We start from the raw sequence: 13,811 nt of genomic DNA on the forward strand, positions 1-13,811 counted from the left end.
CTTCGGGATCGGTTCGGCCTGTTCACAAGGATCGCAGCAGGATGCGGGCCAGCCTGGAGAGACGGGGCGGGCCCTCAGGCCCTTTCGGCAAGCCCGATCATCTCGCGCACCTCTTCGGGCGTGACGCCGCGGGCGCGCAGCTCGCGCAGGCCCATATCCCGGGCGGTCTTGGACAGCCGCCGCCCGTCCTCGTCGCGGACGAGTTCATGATGGTGCCAGCGCGGTTCGGGCAGGCCCAGCAGCACCTGCAGCACGCGGTGGATATGGGTGGCGGGCGAAAGGTCCTGCCCGCGCGTGACCAGCGTCACGCCCTGCAGCGCATCGTCCAGCGTGACGGAGAGGTGGTAGCTCGTCGGCACGTCCTTGCGGCCGATCACGACATCGCCATAGGCCTGCGGGCGGGCGCGGATCAGGCCGTGTTCGCCGCGCGAGCCCACGCCTTCCTCCATGAAGGTCACCGGCCCGCCATTCATCTCCTCGGCCATGGCGCAGGCCTTTTCGGTGTCCATGCGCCAGCAATAGGAGCGGCCCTCCCACATCAGCTCGTTGAGCTGGCGTTTGGGAATGTCCTTGTAGAGGCCGGGATAGACGGGCGCGCCGTCCGGGTCGAGCGGCCATTGGCGCGGCGGGATGCCGCTTTGCGCGATCGCATCCTGGATTTCCTTGCGCGTCGCAAAGCAGGGATAGAGGAGGCCCATGTCGCGCAGTTTTTTCAGCGCCGCCTCATATTCCGCGAAATGTTCCGACTGGCGGCGCACCGGCTCTTCCCAGTCGATGCCGAGCCAGGCGAGGTCGTCGTAGATGCCCTGCTCATATTCCGGGCGGCAGCGGCCGACATCGATATCCTCGATGCGCAGGATGAAGCGCGCATCCATGTCGCGCGCCATATCCCATGTAAACAGCGCCGAATAGGCATGGCCCGGATGCAGCCAGCCATTCGGGCTGGGGGCGAAACGCAGCGTTTCGCTCTTTGTGTCGGGCATCGGGAACTCCGTGGGCAGCTCGGGGCGCGGGCGCGCTTGAAAGGGGCGGGGCTCACATATTGGTATGCCGAACAGGACTACCAAGCGCACATTGGAATATCCACCTTCGGTGGCTTCACAAAGCCGTTGCACAATATATAGTAAACTTAAATCACTGGGGTCCACCGCTTCGCGGCCACCTGGTTGAGCCGCGGCGGGCCCGCCCTTTAAGGAGGACGGTGTGCAGGCGATGTTTGCCACTCCGGAAGCGTGCCCGGCACTTGTGCTGAATGCGGATTATCGTCCGCTCAGCTATTACCCTCTCTCGCTCTGGTCCTGGCAGGACACGATCAAGGCCGTCTGCCTCGACCGCGTCAATATCGTCTCCTCCTACGACACTTTCGTGCGCTCGCCCTCCTTCGAGATGCAGCTGCCGAGCGTCGTTTCGCTCAAATCCTACGTAAAGCCCGCGCGCCATCCCGCCTTCACGCGGTTCAACCTGTTTCTGCGCGACAGCTTCACCTGCCAGTATTGCGGCGACCGGGGCGAGCTGACCTTCGACCATGTCGTGCCGCGCTCGCGCGGCGGGCAGACCACCTGGGACAATGTCATCACCGCCTGTGCGCCCTGCAATCTCAGGAAGGCGAACAAGATGCCGAAGGATGCCGGCATGGAGCCGATGCAGCATCCCTACCGGCCCACGGTCAACGACCTCCACAAAAACGGCCGCTCCTTCCCGCCGAATTACCTGCACGACAGCTGGCAGGACTATCTCTACTGGGACAGCGAACTGGAGCCGTAGGGGCGAGGTTTTTGTTTTCGCCCTACACATTGTCATGCCCGGGCTTGACCCGGGCATCCAGTAGGGTGCCTGCGGCATGTGATGCGCTGGATTGCCGGATCAAGTCCGGCAATGACGGGCAAAGGAAAACGCCTAACCCGCGTCGCGGATCAGCCCCAAAAACGGCTCCGCGAATTCCTTCAGCTTCGCCGCGCCGACGCCATGCACCTCGGCAAAGGCTTCGCGCGTCGTCGGGGCGCGGCGGGCCATGTCGATCAGCGTCTTGTCGGAGAAGACCACGTAAGCGGGCACGCCGCGTTCCTGCGCGATGTCGAGGCGGAGCGATTTCAGCTTCGTGAACAGCCGGTCTTCTTCCGGCGTCAGCTTTTCCGCATCGCTTACGCGCTTACGTTTCGCCGTCTTCTTCTCATGGCTGTCCGCGCGGTAGAGGAACTCTTCCTCCCCCGCGGCGAGGCTTTCCCCCAGCGCGGTGATGATGAGGCTGCCATAGCCGCCTACATCGACCTCCAGATACCCACCCGATACGAGCTGGCGGATCAGCGATTGCCAGTCGGGTTTCTTGAGCTGCGCGCCCTCGCCGAAGGCGGGCAGCTGGTCGTGCTTCACGGCGAGCACCTTTTCGGTTTCCTCGCCCAGCATGATGTCGATGATATGCGCCGCGCCATAGCGCTCGCCCGTATCGCGAATGGCCGAGAGCGCGGACATCGCCATCTCCGTTCCGTCGGTCAAATCCGCCGGGTTCAGGCAGTTGTCGCAGTTCCCGCACGGCTCCGCCGTCTCGCCGAAATAGGAGAGCAGCATGCGGCGGCGGCATTGCGGCGCATCGGCATAAGCGAGCAGCGCGTTCAGCCGCTGGTGTTCGCGGCGCTGGCGCTCGGGCCCTGCGTCCTCGTCGTCGATGAATTTCCGCCGCATGCGAATGTCGCCCGGCCCGAACAGCATATGCGCTTCCGCCGGTTCGCCGTCGCGGCCTGCGCGGCCGATCTCCTGGTAATAGGCTTCGAGGCTGCCCGGCAGATCCACATGCACCACGAAGCGCACATCGGGCTTGTCGATCCCCATGCCGAAGGCGATGGTCGCCACCATGACGAGGTTTTCCTCCGCCATGAAGGCGCGCTGGTTCGCCTCGCGCTCTTCCTTCGTCATGCCGGCGTGATAGGGCAGCGCGTTATAGCCGTTCTGGCGCAACAGCGCGGCGGTCTCTTCCGTCTTCTTGCGCGACAGGCAATAGATAATGCCGTTGCCGATCTCGCTCCCGCGCCGGTCCAGAAAGCCGAGCAGCTGGTCCTTCCAGCTCGTCTTGGTTTCCACGCTCAGTTGAATGTTCGGCCGGTCGAAGCCCAGCACCTGCACATCCACATCGCCGCCGAACAGCTTTTGCGCGATGTCGGCCCGCGTCACCTCATCCGCCGTGGCGGTCAGCGCGGCAACGGGCACGCCGGGGAACACCTCGCGCAACCGGCGCAAATCTTCATATTCGGGGCGGAAGGCCGGGCCCCATTGCGACACGCAATGCGCCTCGTCGATGGCGAAGAGCGACACGTCCAGCTTGCCGATGGCCGCCAGCATCCGCTCCGTCATCAGCCGTTCGGGCGCCATGTAGAGAAGGTTCAGCTCGCCCGAAGCGGCGCGGCGCCAGACGGCGACATTGTCCTCGCGCGACTGGCCGGAATGGATCGCATCCGCCGCGACGCCCGCCAGCTTCAGCGCCGAGACCTGGTCCTGCATCAGCGCGACGAGCGGCGACACCACAATGGTAAGCCCGCCCTTCACCAGCGCCGGCACCTGAAAGCAGAGAGACTTGCCCGCGCCCGTCGGCATCACGGCCAGCAGGTTGCGGCCCGACAGCAGCGTATCCACCGCCTCTTCCTGTCCGGCGCGAAACCCGTCGAAGCCGAAGACCTCGCGCAGCACGGCATATTTCGCGGCGTTCAGATCGCCCCCCGCATCGAGGGCGTCACGCGCGTCGGACCGGGCTGCGAGGGTGGAGGCCATGAGACTGGAATTGAAACTCGACTAGCAGGCGAGGCCCCGACAAAACCCCCGGAGCCGAAAGGCAGGCGCGGCAGGCCCCCGAACGCCCAAAAAGACGAATCAAGCCCCGCCACACCCCCAGACTCTCACGGGGAGGGGTGAGGGGGCAAATGGGGCATGATTCTATTTCAACGGGAGTCGGTTGGAGACGGCGATTGGCGTTCCGCTTGTACCGGGTGCTCGGAAATAGTTTTCAAGCTGGTTCGCACTGACGGTGCGACCTGTCCTTACGTAGATTCGAATGAGGGAGACTAGCTGAGGAAATGCCTGTTCTTTCGTGTCTGAGTAGACAATGCCGTCGGCCTCCATGGGAGAAAGTACTATTGAGTTTTTGGCTAGGGAGTGGGGGGCAATGAGGCCATCATCCAAAGACGCAATAAAATTGACCCCGTGGGTGGGAACTTTAGATTTCCACTGCTCTAAAGCACTCTGCGTCAGGGTTTGTGCTGTTGCGCCAAAGCGTCCGCATAGGACAAAGCCAAAAATCTGGTCAAGTGAGTTCTTGTCTTGGGAATATTCAGTGGCGGGTGTGGGCGCATATTCACCAGCCGCACAGTAGGGCCGATAGCCAACAAGAGTCTGGCCAAGTCCATTGTCTTCAGCGATTGCACGCCGCCGAAGTGCTTTGGCTGACGCAATTTTCTCAAAGGCATCCTTCAAAGTCGCGGAGTTTAAGGTGCTTTTGATCTCTCCTACAGCAATGACACCTTCTACAGGAAAATGTGTTGCTTCAGGCGTGTCGTTATACGTGAAAACCGGACAGATATGTTTTTCGTAGATGACGACGTCTTGTTGTTTGCTCTGTCCGCCGTAGGAATCAACTACAATGCCACTGCCGACGCCTACATTGCCTGGTAGTATCCTTTCAAGTTGCGCCCTCGCAGGATGTTCTCTTGCTGCGCCAACTAGACCTGGTGTCCCTGCGTGTCCGGCGACTTCGAACTCCAGAACCAAACGGCGTGCTAAGTTTTGTAGGTATTCCAGTCCATTGAAAGCCATAAGGTATTCTCTCGTAAAACTCCATCGAGTCTATGTTTGAGTATATCTAATTTCCTTAGAAATTGGGGCCGAAGGTATGGGCGGCGATACTTTTGATACTGACCTGTTGGAGAAATTCTATGCGGAGATTTCCTCTGGTGTTGGTGTAGATATTGAGTTCTTGCAGGAGCGTTTGGGGGCTCTTTTTGCCTTGGACAGAACGGACGCGGATCTGACGAGCTACAGACTTTCAAATAAACCTTGGAAGAAACTATCTGACGAGGTGATGCCGGTCTCACGTTTCCTGCGGTGGCGAGAAATTAAGAAAGGTACGATCCGCTTTCCCCTCGACAATGACCCGCCAGATTGCTGGATGTGGCCCGCTAATGGCGCAGAGGCTGTCGGCATTGAAGTGACGATTGCTCAGGGTCGTGAGCGTTATCACCTTGCCGAAGAATTGGTCGAAAGGAGTATTGGGAGAGGTTTTTTGGGATTGAACGATGATCATCCCGAAGATGCTTTTCGCGAAGCCCGCTCTCGTTCTCGTACGATGTATTCCACCGAGCAAGCCCTGCAGGTGATTAGGCGATCAATAGAGATTTGTCTGAAAAAGAAGAACAAGCCAAAGTTTCAGGGGTTCGATCTGTTGGTTGAGGCGCCCTTAAATTCCCTCCCTCGAAAACGGTGGAGTAGCGTAGAGCCATTGTTGAGATCGCAAGCCAAGAACTTGCCATTTGAGAGGGTGTTTGTCGTGTCAGGGCCAGGTGAGCGACCGTGGGGAATGCAGATCAAGTAGTAATTGCGTCGACAAATTAGGTAGAGGGAAATGCTGAAACCATTCGGGCCCGACATCTGGATTGCGGAGGGGCCGGTGGTTTCGGCTTATCTCGGCTTTCGCTATCCCACCCGCATGGCCTTCCTCGCCCGGGCCTTTTCGTTTTTGAAGGGGTGAAGAGAGGGGCGTCACCCCGGCCTTGAGCCGGGGTCCATACGGCCTCTCAGTATGGATTCCGGGGCAAGCCCGGAATGACGCAGAAAGAAAACTCCTCCGTCTCCGGACGATCACATTTCCTCTTCCGCCACCACCATATGCCGCTCGCCGTCGCCGGTGCGTTCCCAGGTTTCGCCCTCGGTCGAGACGCGCACCGTCACGCGTTGGCGGAAGGCGGAGAAGCTGTCGAAACTCACCACGTCCACCGGCTCGTCGAACTGGATGGTGATCTCATGGGCCGTGCCGCCCGCCATTTCCCGCGCGGCGATGATCTCGCCCCGGAAAGGCTGCTTCAGGTAAGTGCCGGTCACGCGCATGCCCAGCTCGGGTTTGAACTCGGGCCGGTTCGACAGTCTTGCGCTTGCCGTGTTCCAGTCGCGGAACCCCAGCTCGCGCGCCGTCAGCTCCAGCGCCTGTCCATGGGTGATGCGGGTGCCTTGCGCGGCAAGCTCCAGGCGCAAATCTTTCGCGCGCCGTTTCGCCGCCTCTCGGGAGGCGGGCATATCTTTTTGCTGATCGGTCTGCATGGCAGCGATCCTTCCGTCATGTCGGCGGTCTTCAAAAAGCGGGGGCTCACAATTGCCACGCGCGACCGCGGATGATCGGTTGGGCTCGCATGCATCGCACCGGGGATAAAATCGCCGGGGAGGTCTTCACCATCGGACCCCGGTTTCGGGGATAAGTCCGGTGAGCGGCGGGCGCCTCATGCCTTGGGGAGGAAGGAATACGATGAGGCCGGCGTCGGATCAAGCAGGATGACGGTGGGCATGGAACGAACCATGCCCCAACCTCGCCCCTATCTCGCTTTTGGCTCGCTTTTGGCTCGCTCAATCTCGACAGGAAGCTCGGGTTAAACCTTCTCCGCGACGCGGATGGCGAGCTTGCAGCCGGTGCGGATCACGCCGGACAGGAGCGGGTAGCCGACCGCCTGTTCGGCGCCCTCGGCCAGCGCCTCTTCCTTGTGGCGCACTTCTTCCTGGCGGAATTTCTCGATGGTTTCCGCCAGTTGCGCTTCCTCACCGCCGAGGTCCTTCAGCCTTTCGATCTGGCCGCGATAGTGATCGTCGATCACCTCTTCCACCGCCGCCGTGCAGGCATGCGCCGCCTTCTCGCCCATCAGCGCGGTGGCCGCGCCGAGCGCGAAGCCTGCGACATGCCAGAACGGTGTCAGCACCGTCGGGCGGACGCCGCGTTCGGCGATCAACTCGTTGAATTTGCTCAGATGTTCGACTTCCTCGTCGCGCATATGCAGGAGCGATGCGGTGATCTTGCGCTTATGCGGCAGGCGCTCGAAAACGGCGAGCTGGCCGGAATAAATCCGCACCGCGCCATATTCGCCCGCATGGTCGACGCGGACCATTTCCTCCACCGCCGCGCCGCGCGTCACGCCGGGCTGTTCGCTCAGTCGCTGGTGGCCGCTCGGGCTTTTGCGGGGCTGTTTTACGCCGGGGCGCCGGAGCGCCATATCTGCGCGTTTTGCCATCAGGCTTTCTCCTTCCGGTTTTGAAGGTAGTGCGCGACAGGCGCTGCGGAAAGGGCCGAAAGCAGCAATGAAATCAGGAAGTTGAAGCCTGCCAGCGACACGCCGAAAAGCGTCCAGGCCGCCTCGTCGCAGCGCGGCGGGTGTTCGCCGGCCGACAGCCTTGCCTGCAATTCCTCCACCGAACCGGGCAGCGCCACGCCGCCGCCGCAGCTTTCCGGCCCCGGCCAGAAGCCGTATTCCGCGCCCGCGTGATAAAAGGAAAGTCCGCCATTATAGAGAAACGCCGCCAGACAGACGGTCAGCGCGACGAGCACGAATTTTTTGCTCACCCCGCGCGCGCCCGCGATCCCGGCGATGAGCGCCAGCGGGATTGTCAGGTAATAGGGCTGGCGTTCCATCCAGCACAGCGCGCAGGGCACATAGCCGAAGCCGTACTGGAAAATCCAGGCGCCGATCAGCGTCGCCGCGCCGATGGCCGAGACCGCGAAGGCGGCGCGTGTCGGATCGTAGGGAAGGGGCGTGTTCGTCGTCATGGGGTCATTCAAGCACGCTCTTGCGCGCCTTGTCCTGCGTCAGAATAGCCATTTGATCGCCACGAAACCGCCGATCAGCAGCACGAAAAAGGCGATGGAGAGCAGCCCGAAATAGCGCTCGATGAAGTCCTTGATCGGTGGACCGAAGGCCCAGAGCAGGCCGCAGACGATGAAGAAGCGCAGGCCCCGCGCCACAAGGCTTGCCGCCATGAAGACGGGGAAGTTGAGCGCCGTCACGCCGCTCGCAATGGTGATGACCTTGTAGGGAAAGGGCGTCAGCCCCGCGATCAGCACGATCCAGACGCCATATTCATTGTAGCGCGCGGCGAAGCTCTCGAACTGGTCCTGATAGCCGTAGAGCTGGAGGATATGCGCGCCGATGGAATCATAGAGGAAATAGCCGATCGCATAGCCGAAGGCGCCGCCCAGCACCGAGGCGACCGTCGCCCAGAGCGCATAGACCCAGGCCTTGTCGCGCTTGGCCAGCACCATGGGGATAAGCGCCACATCGGGCGGGATCGGGAAGACGGAGCTTTCGGCGAAGGCTACCGTGGCAAGTCCCCAGCGCGCATGGCGATGCGCGGCCAGATTCAGCGTCCAGTCGTAAATGCCGCGGAACATCGGAAAGCGCACCCCTTGCCAGAAACCGGAAAACTCAATTAGCAGGCGGGGAGGGGGGTGTCTATCCGACCGGGTCACACAAGCCCGGAGGGTCGCGCCTGCCTCGCTTCCGTCGCATTTATCGCCGAGCCTTGTTCCGTCGGGCGATCCGCCGCCGCACGCGCGGCCTTCGGGAAGGGAGACAGCCATGCGCCTTCTTCATTCGGTTACCTCGTCGCTTGGGGTCGCCGCCGTCATTTGTGCGGGGTTTGCCTTCGCGAGCGGGGCCGCATCGGCGAGCTACAAGAATCCGCCGGACCCTTACGGGCCGCCTGCCACAGCCAAGTGGATCCGGGCCCATCGGGGCCAGCCGCTTGATCTTTCAGGCTACAGGCAGACCTTTGACGACGAGTTCGACAGCGTGGCGTCGATCTCCGACGATGGGGGAAAGGGGCCGTGGTTCGCGCCGATCCATTCGACGGCCGGGGCGGCGAAGTTCCGTCCGCCCAGTTTCAAGCCGAGCCCCTTTTCCGTGTCGGACGGCGTTCTCACCCTTCGTGCGGAGAAGGTGAACGGCGGATGGCAGACCGGTCATATGCAGACGTCGGATTCCAAAGGTCGTGGCTTCTCGCAGAAATATGGCTATTTCGAAATCCGCATGAAACTGCCGCCGCCGGGGTCGAAGGGTGCCTGGCCGGCTTTCTGGCTTTACTCGACGACACGCTTCACCGATCCGAGCCGGACACGGGCGGAAATCGACATCCTCGAGAATTATCCGGGCCATAATCCGGGTGCCTACCGCTCGGGCGTGCATCTGCGCCCCGGCAAGCCCTATCGCAAGGGCGAAGTCTCCAAACACTGGAAGCAAACCGCCCTGAATCATGAAATCGAGGGTTTGACCGATGGCAAGTGGCACACCTATGGCGCCCTGGTGACGCCCGAATGGATCATCGTCTATTTCGACCGGAAGGAAGAGTTCCGCTTTCCGACCCTGAAGGAATTCAAGACCCCGCTCTACATGCTGGTGAGCAATCAGATGCTCAAGAGCGAGCAGCCCGAAGCCGTCAGTCCGATCGATCTGAAGGTCGATTATGTGAGGGTCTGGGCGAAGAAGTAGCGGCGTTTTGCGCGAAACCGTTTGCCGCCGCGCCGCTGGTGATTATGATGCGGCCCTTCCGGCCGGCAGGATTGCCATGCCGTCGAAGCCCCTGTGGCGGAACTGGTAGACGCGACAGACTCAAAATCTGTTTCTGGCAACAGAGTGCCCGTTCGAGTCGGGCCAGGGGCACCATTTTCCTGCGCAGTCAGCGTTGAAGCATTTTCTGCATCAGCACCAAATCCAGCCGGCGGCCGAATTTCTGGCCGACTTCCGGCATGCGCCCGGTCTCGGTGAAGCCGCGGGCGGCGTGCAGCACGATGGAAGCTGCATTTCCGGCTTCGATCCCGGCCACCATGACGTGGAGTCCTTGTGACCGGGCGCGCTCGATCAGCGCGTCGAGCAGGGCGCCGCCGACCCCGCGGCCTTGCAGGTCCGGGGTGACGTAAACGGAATTTTCGACCGTGTCCCGGTACCCTTCATGCGGGCGAAAGGGGCCATAGGTGCCGTAGCCGGCAAATTGGCCGTCCGTCTCTGCGACCAGTACCGGAAAACCGGCGGCAAGGCGTTCGCCCATCCAGCGGCGGCGTTCTTGCGGATCTGAAAGCGTTTCGTTCCAGATGGCGGTGGTTTCGCGAACGGCGTGATTATAGAGCACCGATATGGCGGGCAGGTCGCCGGTTACGGCGTCGCGGATCGATGCCGGGGCGCTCTTCGTCATCGCCTATTTTCCCTCATCGTCTCCGGCGGGGGCGTCGGTACGCTCCACATGCTGGCGCAGTAATTTTCCGAACCAGTTGCGGAAGCGTTTGACGCCGGCCTCGTCGAGGCCCGCCGCTTCGGCGAGATAGCGCCCGATAATGGCGTCGCCGAAGGCCGCGCTGGTGGTCAGCATGGCGAGGAAGAAGGTGTCTTCGCGGTCCGGCGCGAGCGTGCCTTTCTGCTTGGCGTTTTCCTCGCGATGGGCGTGAAGCCGGTCCGCGATTTCCGTCATCAGCACCTGCGGGCCCTTGCTGGTGTCGTTCACGCGGCCCGTCAGCAGCAGCCAGGCGAGGAGCCGCGCCGTGCCCCGGTCGGACAGCGCCTCGAACACGCTTTCGATCGGATCCTGGGCTGCGTCCCCGGAATTGCCCAGCGCGGTCAGGAGCTTTTCGCGAAGCTGGGTATTGGTGCGCGCGATGAGCGCCTTCACCAGCCCTTCACGGCTTTCGAAATGGTGCAGGATGGCAGGGTGCGAAATCCCGACATCACGGGCGATGTCCTGCAGGCGGATCCCCTCGGGGCCTTGCGTCGCCAGCCTTTTCTCCGCCGCGTCCAGAATGAGGCGGCGTGCTTCCTCCGCCGTCCGCCGGACGCGTTTTTGCGCGGGCTTGGCGGAAACCGGCGATGTGGCCGCTGTGTGTGAGCTGGCGGTACGGGACAAGAGGCCTCCTCGAACTTCATGTGTTGACAACAATGTCAGTATAACCTATCTGAGCTTGAGGCGCAGCATAGGGCGTTGGCCGGACTTTGCGTAGTGACGCAACGTGTTTATTTGTCTGGCTGGCTGCCAAGTCTTGATGTCCCTGATGGACGGCCCCTTGGGGCCCCAGACCCGGAGCATAGAAGCCATGACCCTCGCACATCCCGCCGGTGAAAACAGCGATTCCGCGGTTAAAGCGGCTGAGAAGCCCCGGCGCAAGCGTATCCAGCCGCTGAAAGCGCTCGCGGCCATCCGCGCGCTCAAGGAAAACAAGGAAGATACGGGTCAGGTCTTCAAGGTGATCGAAGCCCTGTCGGGCGGCGCGGAGGAGCGCCTGTTCCATCGTTTCGAGGCCTCTCATGGCGGCAAGCGCGTATTGGCGGAGAAGCTCGACCTTCTTGCTCTGCTTTGCGACCGGGAAAAGCTCGCCGCCATGCCGGAAGGCAGCCTTGGCGCGGCCTATTACCGGTTCATGACGTCGGAAAATCTCACGGCGGACGGGTTGGTGGAAGCCAGCAACGAAATGAAGCTGCGCGACAATATCCCCGAAGCGGGCAGGCTCTTCCGCGACCGGATCCGCGATCAGCATGATCTCTGGCATGTTCTCACCGGATATGGCCGCGACGGGTTGGGCGAGCTGTCGCTGCTCGCCTTCTCCTATGCCCAGACGCGCAATCGCGGCGTCGGCGCCATCGTGCTGCTTCTCTCCCGGGTGGCGGACAAGGCCTATCCCGGCTGCGGCATCTGGCGGTCGATCCGTGAGGGCTATCGCCGGGGCAAGCAGGCGCATTGGCTGCCGGCGGAAATTTGGGAGGAGCTCTTGCCGCTGCCGCTGGAACAGGTGCGTGCGAAACTCGCCGTCACCGTGCCCGCGCCCGAATATCGCCGCGCCATGGCTGCCGCCGAGGCGCTCGATGCCGCGCGCGTCGAGCTTGGCGAGCCGACCGGCGACGTGAAACTGGCGGCGTGATCGGGCTGTCGCGAGGCGGTTGTTCCAGGAGCGTGGTCTAGCTGCTGCCTTTGCGAACAAAGACGAAATTCGCGAATTCATAAATGTTCGAAAGCGGGTCTACGGGGTCTCGCTTCGCCCAGCCGTTCGGCAGAAGTTGATAGGCTTCATATTCCGGAAGCAGCTCAGACAAATTGTTGAGCGATATGTTCCTGAATAGGTGATGCCAGTTGAACTCGACCTGAATGAACCTTGGGGTGTAGCGATCGATCGATCCAAGCGCACCTTTCAGGACCTCGCCTTCGAAGCCTTCTGTATCGATCTTTATGAAGTCGAGCGCGTCGACCGGCTTGAGGTCGAGATACGCATCGAGCGATACGACTTCGACGAGCAATTCTTTCGTGTTTTCGACATAAGGCACATTGTTCGAAGCTTCGCTGAAAGAAGCGTGGTCCGGTTTTTCCGGATTGTAGTGGATAAGGAGATCCGCGCAGTTTTCGCCCACGCCCTTGTTCTCGGCAATGGAGCGTTTTCCGAATTCCCTTGTCGTCGCTTGCAGCTCCCGGAAAGCTTGCGGCAGCGGCTCAAAACTGATGACCGTTGCCTGCGTGGATGTGAGCAACTCTTTGGTGAAGCTGCCGACATTAGCCCCTATGTCGATGCAAACCCTGGGATTTGAAGGTGCCAGGACATTTCGGATGAAGAAGCGTTCGCCGCTTTCCGTGTCGTTCCGGTAATTATTGTAGCCTCTCGCCCGAAGTGCGGCGGAAAGGATCTTCTTGTTGAATTGTCGCAAGGCCGGCTTGCTGAATAGGCTTGCGTAAAAGGACTCGAACCGTTTCCCCATTTTCCGTTCTTTCCGGACAGGCGTCGTTGGCGACTGGTTTTTCGAAGATCATTCCCAGACAATCGGAGGAAGAGCCGTCCGGCTTGGCCCGGATTCAGAGAATCCGCTACGGATACAGGTTACTCAAACAGCATAGGCAGGCCGAATTTCCTCAGCATACGGTCGATTTCGCGTGGAATAGCCGGTTTGCGCCGGTAAAAACGGCGAAGCTGTTCGTCGATATCCGGGTCGGAAACGGCCTCCGCCATAAAGCGCGGCTCGGCCACAGCCTTGTCCAGGTCCTGCCTGTACTCTTCGGTCGGGCCGCAATGCTCGCCGGATCCGTCGAGGCCGATATTCTCGACATAGGAGTGAATGGGCGTGATGCAGAGCCTTTGCTTGAGGCAATGATCGTAGGACCAGGGGATGTCCCAGGAATTGAGTTTCCCGGCGAGCTGCTTGTCGATGAAACGGCGCAGATCGCGGCCGGCTATTTCGAGGGCCCGGTCGCTGATCTTGTCCCTCTTCTTCCAGGCGTTCGCCATGTCCCAGTCGACATCGAGCCAGCGGTTGCGCCATGTGCCCCAGCCCCAGACACTGGCCCGGGCGCAAGCAAAGACGTCATAGGCATAGTCTTCAGGCACATCTAAACGGTGCGGCGGGAAACCGTGCGCGGCCACGCTCTGCACGCGGGGATCGTTTTCGAAATGGTCGAGAGCGCGGTTCATATAGTGCAGGAAAGACGGGGCGGTGCGGATATCGTCCTCGACGATGATGGCGCGCCCGCATTTCTCCAGTACCTCTGTCACGCCGGTGATGATCGAGCGTGACAGGCCGAAGTTTTCCGCGCGTTCCGTCAGATGGATATTGCGGAAGCCATCAATGCTGCGCAGGTAGCTTCGGGTTTCTTCAATTTCAGCCCGATCCGCCTCCGTACGTGCGCCGTCGGCGAATATCCACAAATCCGTGTCTTTCGCTTCCGGATTGCGCTGCAATGCCTCAACGGTGATTTTCGTATGAGGAAGACGCTTATAGGCGAAGAGTATGACGGGAGCCGGATCGCGCTGCATGTCGGGGTATCTACTCTCTAATGAC

16 protein-coding genes and 1 tRNA gene are annotated in these 13,811 nt (G+C 61.2%); 6 read left to right on the top strand and 11 right to left on the bottom strand.

Features of this window, described 5'->3' with window-relative positions; translation table 11 throughout:
- Nucleotides 1-74 precede the first annotated feature (74 nt).
- Nucleotides 75-983, bottom strand: a complete 909-nt coding sequence (gene gluQRS, locus ACSSVQ_RS12505) for a tRNA glutamyl-Q(34) synthetase GluQRS (RefSeq protein WP_454183508.1) — start codon at nucleotides 981-983, stop codon at nucleotides 75-77.
- A 229-nt stretch (nucleotides 984-1,212) separates the two neighbouring features.
- Here gluQRS and ACSSVQ_RS12510 point away from each other — a divergent pair, with 229 nt between their 5' ends.
- A complete protein-coding gene (locus ACSSVQ_RS12510) occupies nucleotides 1,213-1,764 on the top strand; it encodes an HNH endonuclease (protein WP_293324292.1) in 552 nt (183 codons plus the stop codon).
- Between the two features lie 132 nt (nucleotides 1,765-1,896).
- On the opposite strand, the gene recQ is transcribed toward ACSSVQ_RS12510, so the two are convergent.
- Together recQ and ACSSVQ_RS12520 are read right to left on the bottom strand one after the other, a co-directional pair.
- A complete protein-coding gene (recQ, locus tag ACSSVQ_RS12515; RefSeq protein WP_454183510.1) occupies nucleotides 1,897-3,759 on the bottom strand; it encodes a DNA helicase RecQ in 1,863 nt (620 codons plus the stop codon).
- A 162-nt stretch (nucleotides 3,760-3,921) separates the two neighbouring features.
- Complete coding sequence (locus tag ACSSVQ_RS12520; protein ID WP_454183512.1) at nucleotides 3,922-4,797, bottom strand: DUF6602 domain-containing protein; 876 nt, start codon at nucleotides 4,795-4,797, stop codon at nucleotides 3,922-3,924.
- A 76-nt stretch (nucleotides 4,798-4,873) separates the two neighbouring features.
- Here ACSSVQ_RS12520 and ACSSVQ_RS12525 point away from each other — a divergent pair, with 76 nt between their 5' ends.
- Complete coding sequence (locus tag ACSSVQ_RS12525) at nucleotides 4,874-5,572, top strand: hypothetical protein (RefSeq protein ID WP_454183514.1); 699 nt, start codon at nucleotides 4,874-4,876, stop codon at nucleotides 5,570-5,572.
- Between the two features lie 30 nt (nucleotides 5,573-5,602).
- Nucleotides 5,603-5,728: a hypothetical protein gene (locus tag ACSSVQ_RS12530; protein WP_454183516.1), complete on the top strand. Its 126-nt coding sequence runs from the start codon at nucleotides 5,603-5,605 to the stop codon at nucleotides 5,726-5,728.
- Between the two features lie 110 nt (nucleotides 5,729-5,838).
- Here ACSSVQ_RS12530 and ACSSVQ_RS12535 read toward each other — a convergent pair whose 3' ends face one another.
- The 4 genes from ACSSVQ_RS12535 to ACSSVQ_RS12550 form a co-directional block, all read right to left on the bottom strand.
- Nucleotides 5,839-6,294: a glyoxalase superfamily protein gene (locus ACSSVQ_RS12535; protein ID WP_454183518.1), complete on the bottom strand. Its 456-nt coding sequence runs from the start codon at nucleotides 6,292-6,294 to the stop codon at nucleotides 5,839-5,841.
- 323 nt (nucleotides 6,295-6,617) lie between these two features.
- Nucleotides 6,618-7,250 (bottom strand): demethoxyubiquinone hydroxylase family protein, encoded by a 633-nt coding sequence (locus ACSSVQ_RS12540; RefSeq protein ID WP_454183520.1) that lies wholly within the window; start codon nucleotides 7,248-7,250, stop codon nucleotides 6,618-6,620.
- Nucleotides 7,250-7,783: a disulfide bond formation protein B gene (locus ACSSVQ_RS12545; RefSeq protein ID WP_454183522.1), complete on the bottom strand. Its 534-nt coding sequence runs from the start codon at nucleotides 7,781-7,783 to the stop codon at nucleotides 7,250-7,252. The genes ACSSVQ_RS12540 and ACSSVQ_RS12545 overlap by 1 nt, the downstream gene beginning before the upstream one ends.
- A 39-nt stretch (nucleotides 7,784-7,822) precedes the next feature.
- On the bottom strand, nucleotides 7,823-8,404 hold the full coding sequence (locus ACSSVQ_RS12550; RefSeq protein WP_293324098.1) for a YqaA family protein: 582 nt from the start codon (nucleotides 8,402-8,404) through the stop codon (nucleotides 7,823-7,825).
- Nucleotides 8,405-8,591: 187 nt separating this feature from the next.
- Here ACSSVQ_RS12550 and ACSSVQ_RS12555 point away from each other — a divergent pair, with 187 nt between their 5' ends.
- Both ACSSVQ_RS12555 and ACSSVQ_RS12560 read left to right on the top strand, forming a co-directional pair.
- Nucleotides 8,592-9,500: a glycoside hydrolase family 16 protein gene (locus tag ACSSVQ_RS12555; protein WP_454183524.1), complete on the top strand. Its 909-nt coding sequence runs from the start codon at nucleotides 8,592-8,594 to the stop codon at nucleotides 9,498-9,500.
- 87 nt (nucleotides 9,501-9,587) lie between these two features.
- Nucleotides 9,588-9,674 (top strand) — tRNA-Leu (locus ACSSVQ_RS12560).
- A 13-nt stretch (nucleotides 9,675-9,687) separates the two neighbouring features.
- Here ACSSVQ_RS12560 and ACSSVQ_RS12565 read toward each other — a convergent pair.
- Both ACSSVQ_RS12565 and ACSSVQ_RS12570 read right to left on the bottom strand, forming a co-directional pair.
- Nucleotides 9,688-10,200, bottom strand: a complete 513-nt coding sequence (locus tag ACSSVQ_RS12565) for an N-acetyltransferase family protein (RefSeq protein ID WP_454183526.1) — start codon at nucleotides 10,198-10,200, stop codon at nucleotides 9,688-9,690.
- Nucleotides 10,201-10,203: 3 nt separating this feature from the next.
- Nucleotides 10,204-10,902: a TetR/AcrR family transcriptional regulator gene (locus tag ACSSVQ_RS12570; RefSeq protein WP_454183528.1), complete on the bottom strand. Its 699-nt coding sequence runs from the start codon at nucleotides 10,900-10,902 to the stop codon at nucleotides 10,204-10,206.
- A 187-nt stretch (nucleotides 10,903-11,089) separates the two neighbouring features.
- On the opposite strand from ACSSVQ_RS12570, the gene ACSSVQ_RS12575 reads away from it, so the two are divergent.
- The gene (locus tag ACSSVQ_RS12575; RefSeq protein ID WP_454183530.1) at nucleotides 11,090-11,911 is read left to right on the top strand and encodes a Coq4 family protein; all 822 of its coding nucleotides are present in this window, start codon (nucleotides 11,090-11,092) and stop codon (nucleotides 11,909-11,911) included.
- A 37-nt stretch (nucleotides 11,912-11,948) separates the two neighbouring features.
- Here the strand turns inward: ACSSVQ_RS12575 and ACSSVQ_RS12580 are convergent, their stop codons facing one another.
- Both ACSSVQ_RS12580 and ACSSVQ_RS12585 read right to left on the bottom strand, forming a co-directional pair.
- Complete coding sequence (locus ACSSVQ_RS12580; protein ID WP_454183531.1) at nucleotides 11,949-12,737, bottom strand: FkbM family methyltransferase; 789 nt, start codon at nucleotides 12,735-12,737, stop codon at nucleotides 11,949-11,951.
- A gap of 119 nt (nucleotides 12,738-12,856) precedes the next feature.
- Complete coding sequence (locus tag ACSSVQ_RS12585; protein ID WP_454183533.1) at nucleotides 12,857-13,786, bottom strand: hypothetical protein; 930 nt, start codon at nucleotides 13,784-13,786, stop codon at nucleotides 12,857-12,859.
- Nucleotides 13,787-13,811 lie beyond the last annotated feature (25 nt).

Source organism: Parvibaculum sp. MBR-TMA-1.3b-4.2 (genome assembly GCF_053628815.1).

Coding starts and splice junctions, on each gene's coding strand:
- gluQRS (WP_454183508.1), bottom strand. CDS start 983: ATGCCCGACACAAAGAGCGAAACGCTGCGTTTCGCCCCCAGCCCGAAT.
- ACSSVQ_RS12555 (WP_454183524.1), top strand. CDS start 8,592: ATGCGCCTTCTTCATTCGGTTACCTCGTCGCTTGGGGTCGCCGCCGTC.
- ACSSVQ_RS12510 (WP_293324292.1), top strand. CDS start 1,213: ATGTTTGCCACTCCGGAAGCGTGCCCGGCACTTGTGCTGAATGCGGAT.
- ACSSVQ_RS12565 (WP_454183526.1), bottom strand. CDS start 10,200: ATGACGAAGAGCGCCCCGGCATCGATCCGCGACGCCGTAACCGGCGAC.
- ACSSVQ_RS12545 (WP_454183522.1), bottom strand. CDS start 7,783: ATGACGACGAACACGCCCCTTCCCTACGATCCGACACGCGCCGCCTTC.
- ACSSVQ_RS12535 (WP_454183518.1), bottom strand. CDS start 6,294: ATGCAGACCGATCAGCAAAAAGATATGCCCGCCTCCCGAGAGGCGGCG.
- ACSSVQ_RS12585 (WP_454183533.1), bottom strand. CDS start 13,786: ATGCAGCGCGATCCGGCTCCCGTCATACTCTTCGCCTATAAGCGTCTT.
- ACSSVQ_RS12575 (WP_454183530.1), top strand. CDS start 11,090: ATGACCCTCGCACATCCCGCCGGTGAAAACAGCGATTCCGCGGTTAAA.
- ACSSVQ_RS12525 (WP_454183514.1), top strand. CDS start 4,874: ATGGGCGGCGATACTTTTGATACTGACCTGTTGGAGAAATTCTATGCG.
- recQ (WP_454183510.1), bottom strand. CDS start 3,759: ATGGCCTCCACCCTCGCAGCCCGGTCCGACGCGCGTGACGCCCTCGAT.
- ACSSVQ_RS12520 (WP_454183512.1), bottom strand. CDS start 4,797: ATGGCTTTCAATGGACTGGAATACCTACAAAACTTAGCACGCCGTTTG.
- ACSSVQ_RS12540 (WP_454183520.1), bottom strand. CDS start 7,250: ATGGCAAAACGCGCAGATATGGCGCTCCGGCGCCCCGGCGTAAAACAG.
- ACSSVQ_RS12530 (WP_454183516.1), top strand. CDS start 5,603: ATGCTGAAACCATTCGGGCCCGACATCTGGATTGCGGAGGGGCCGGTG.
- ACSSVQ_RS12550 (WP_293324098.1), bottom strand. CDS start 8,404: ATGTTCCGCGGCATTTACGACTGGACGCTGAATCTGGCCGCGCATCGC.
- ACSSVQ_RS12580 (WP_454183531.1), bottom strand. CDS start 12,737: ATGGGGAAACGGTTCGAGTCCTTTTACGCAAGCCTATTCAGCAAGCCG.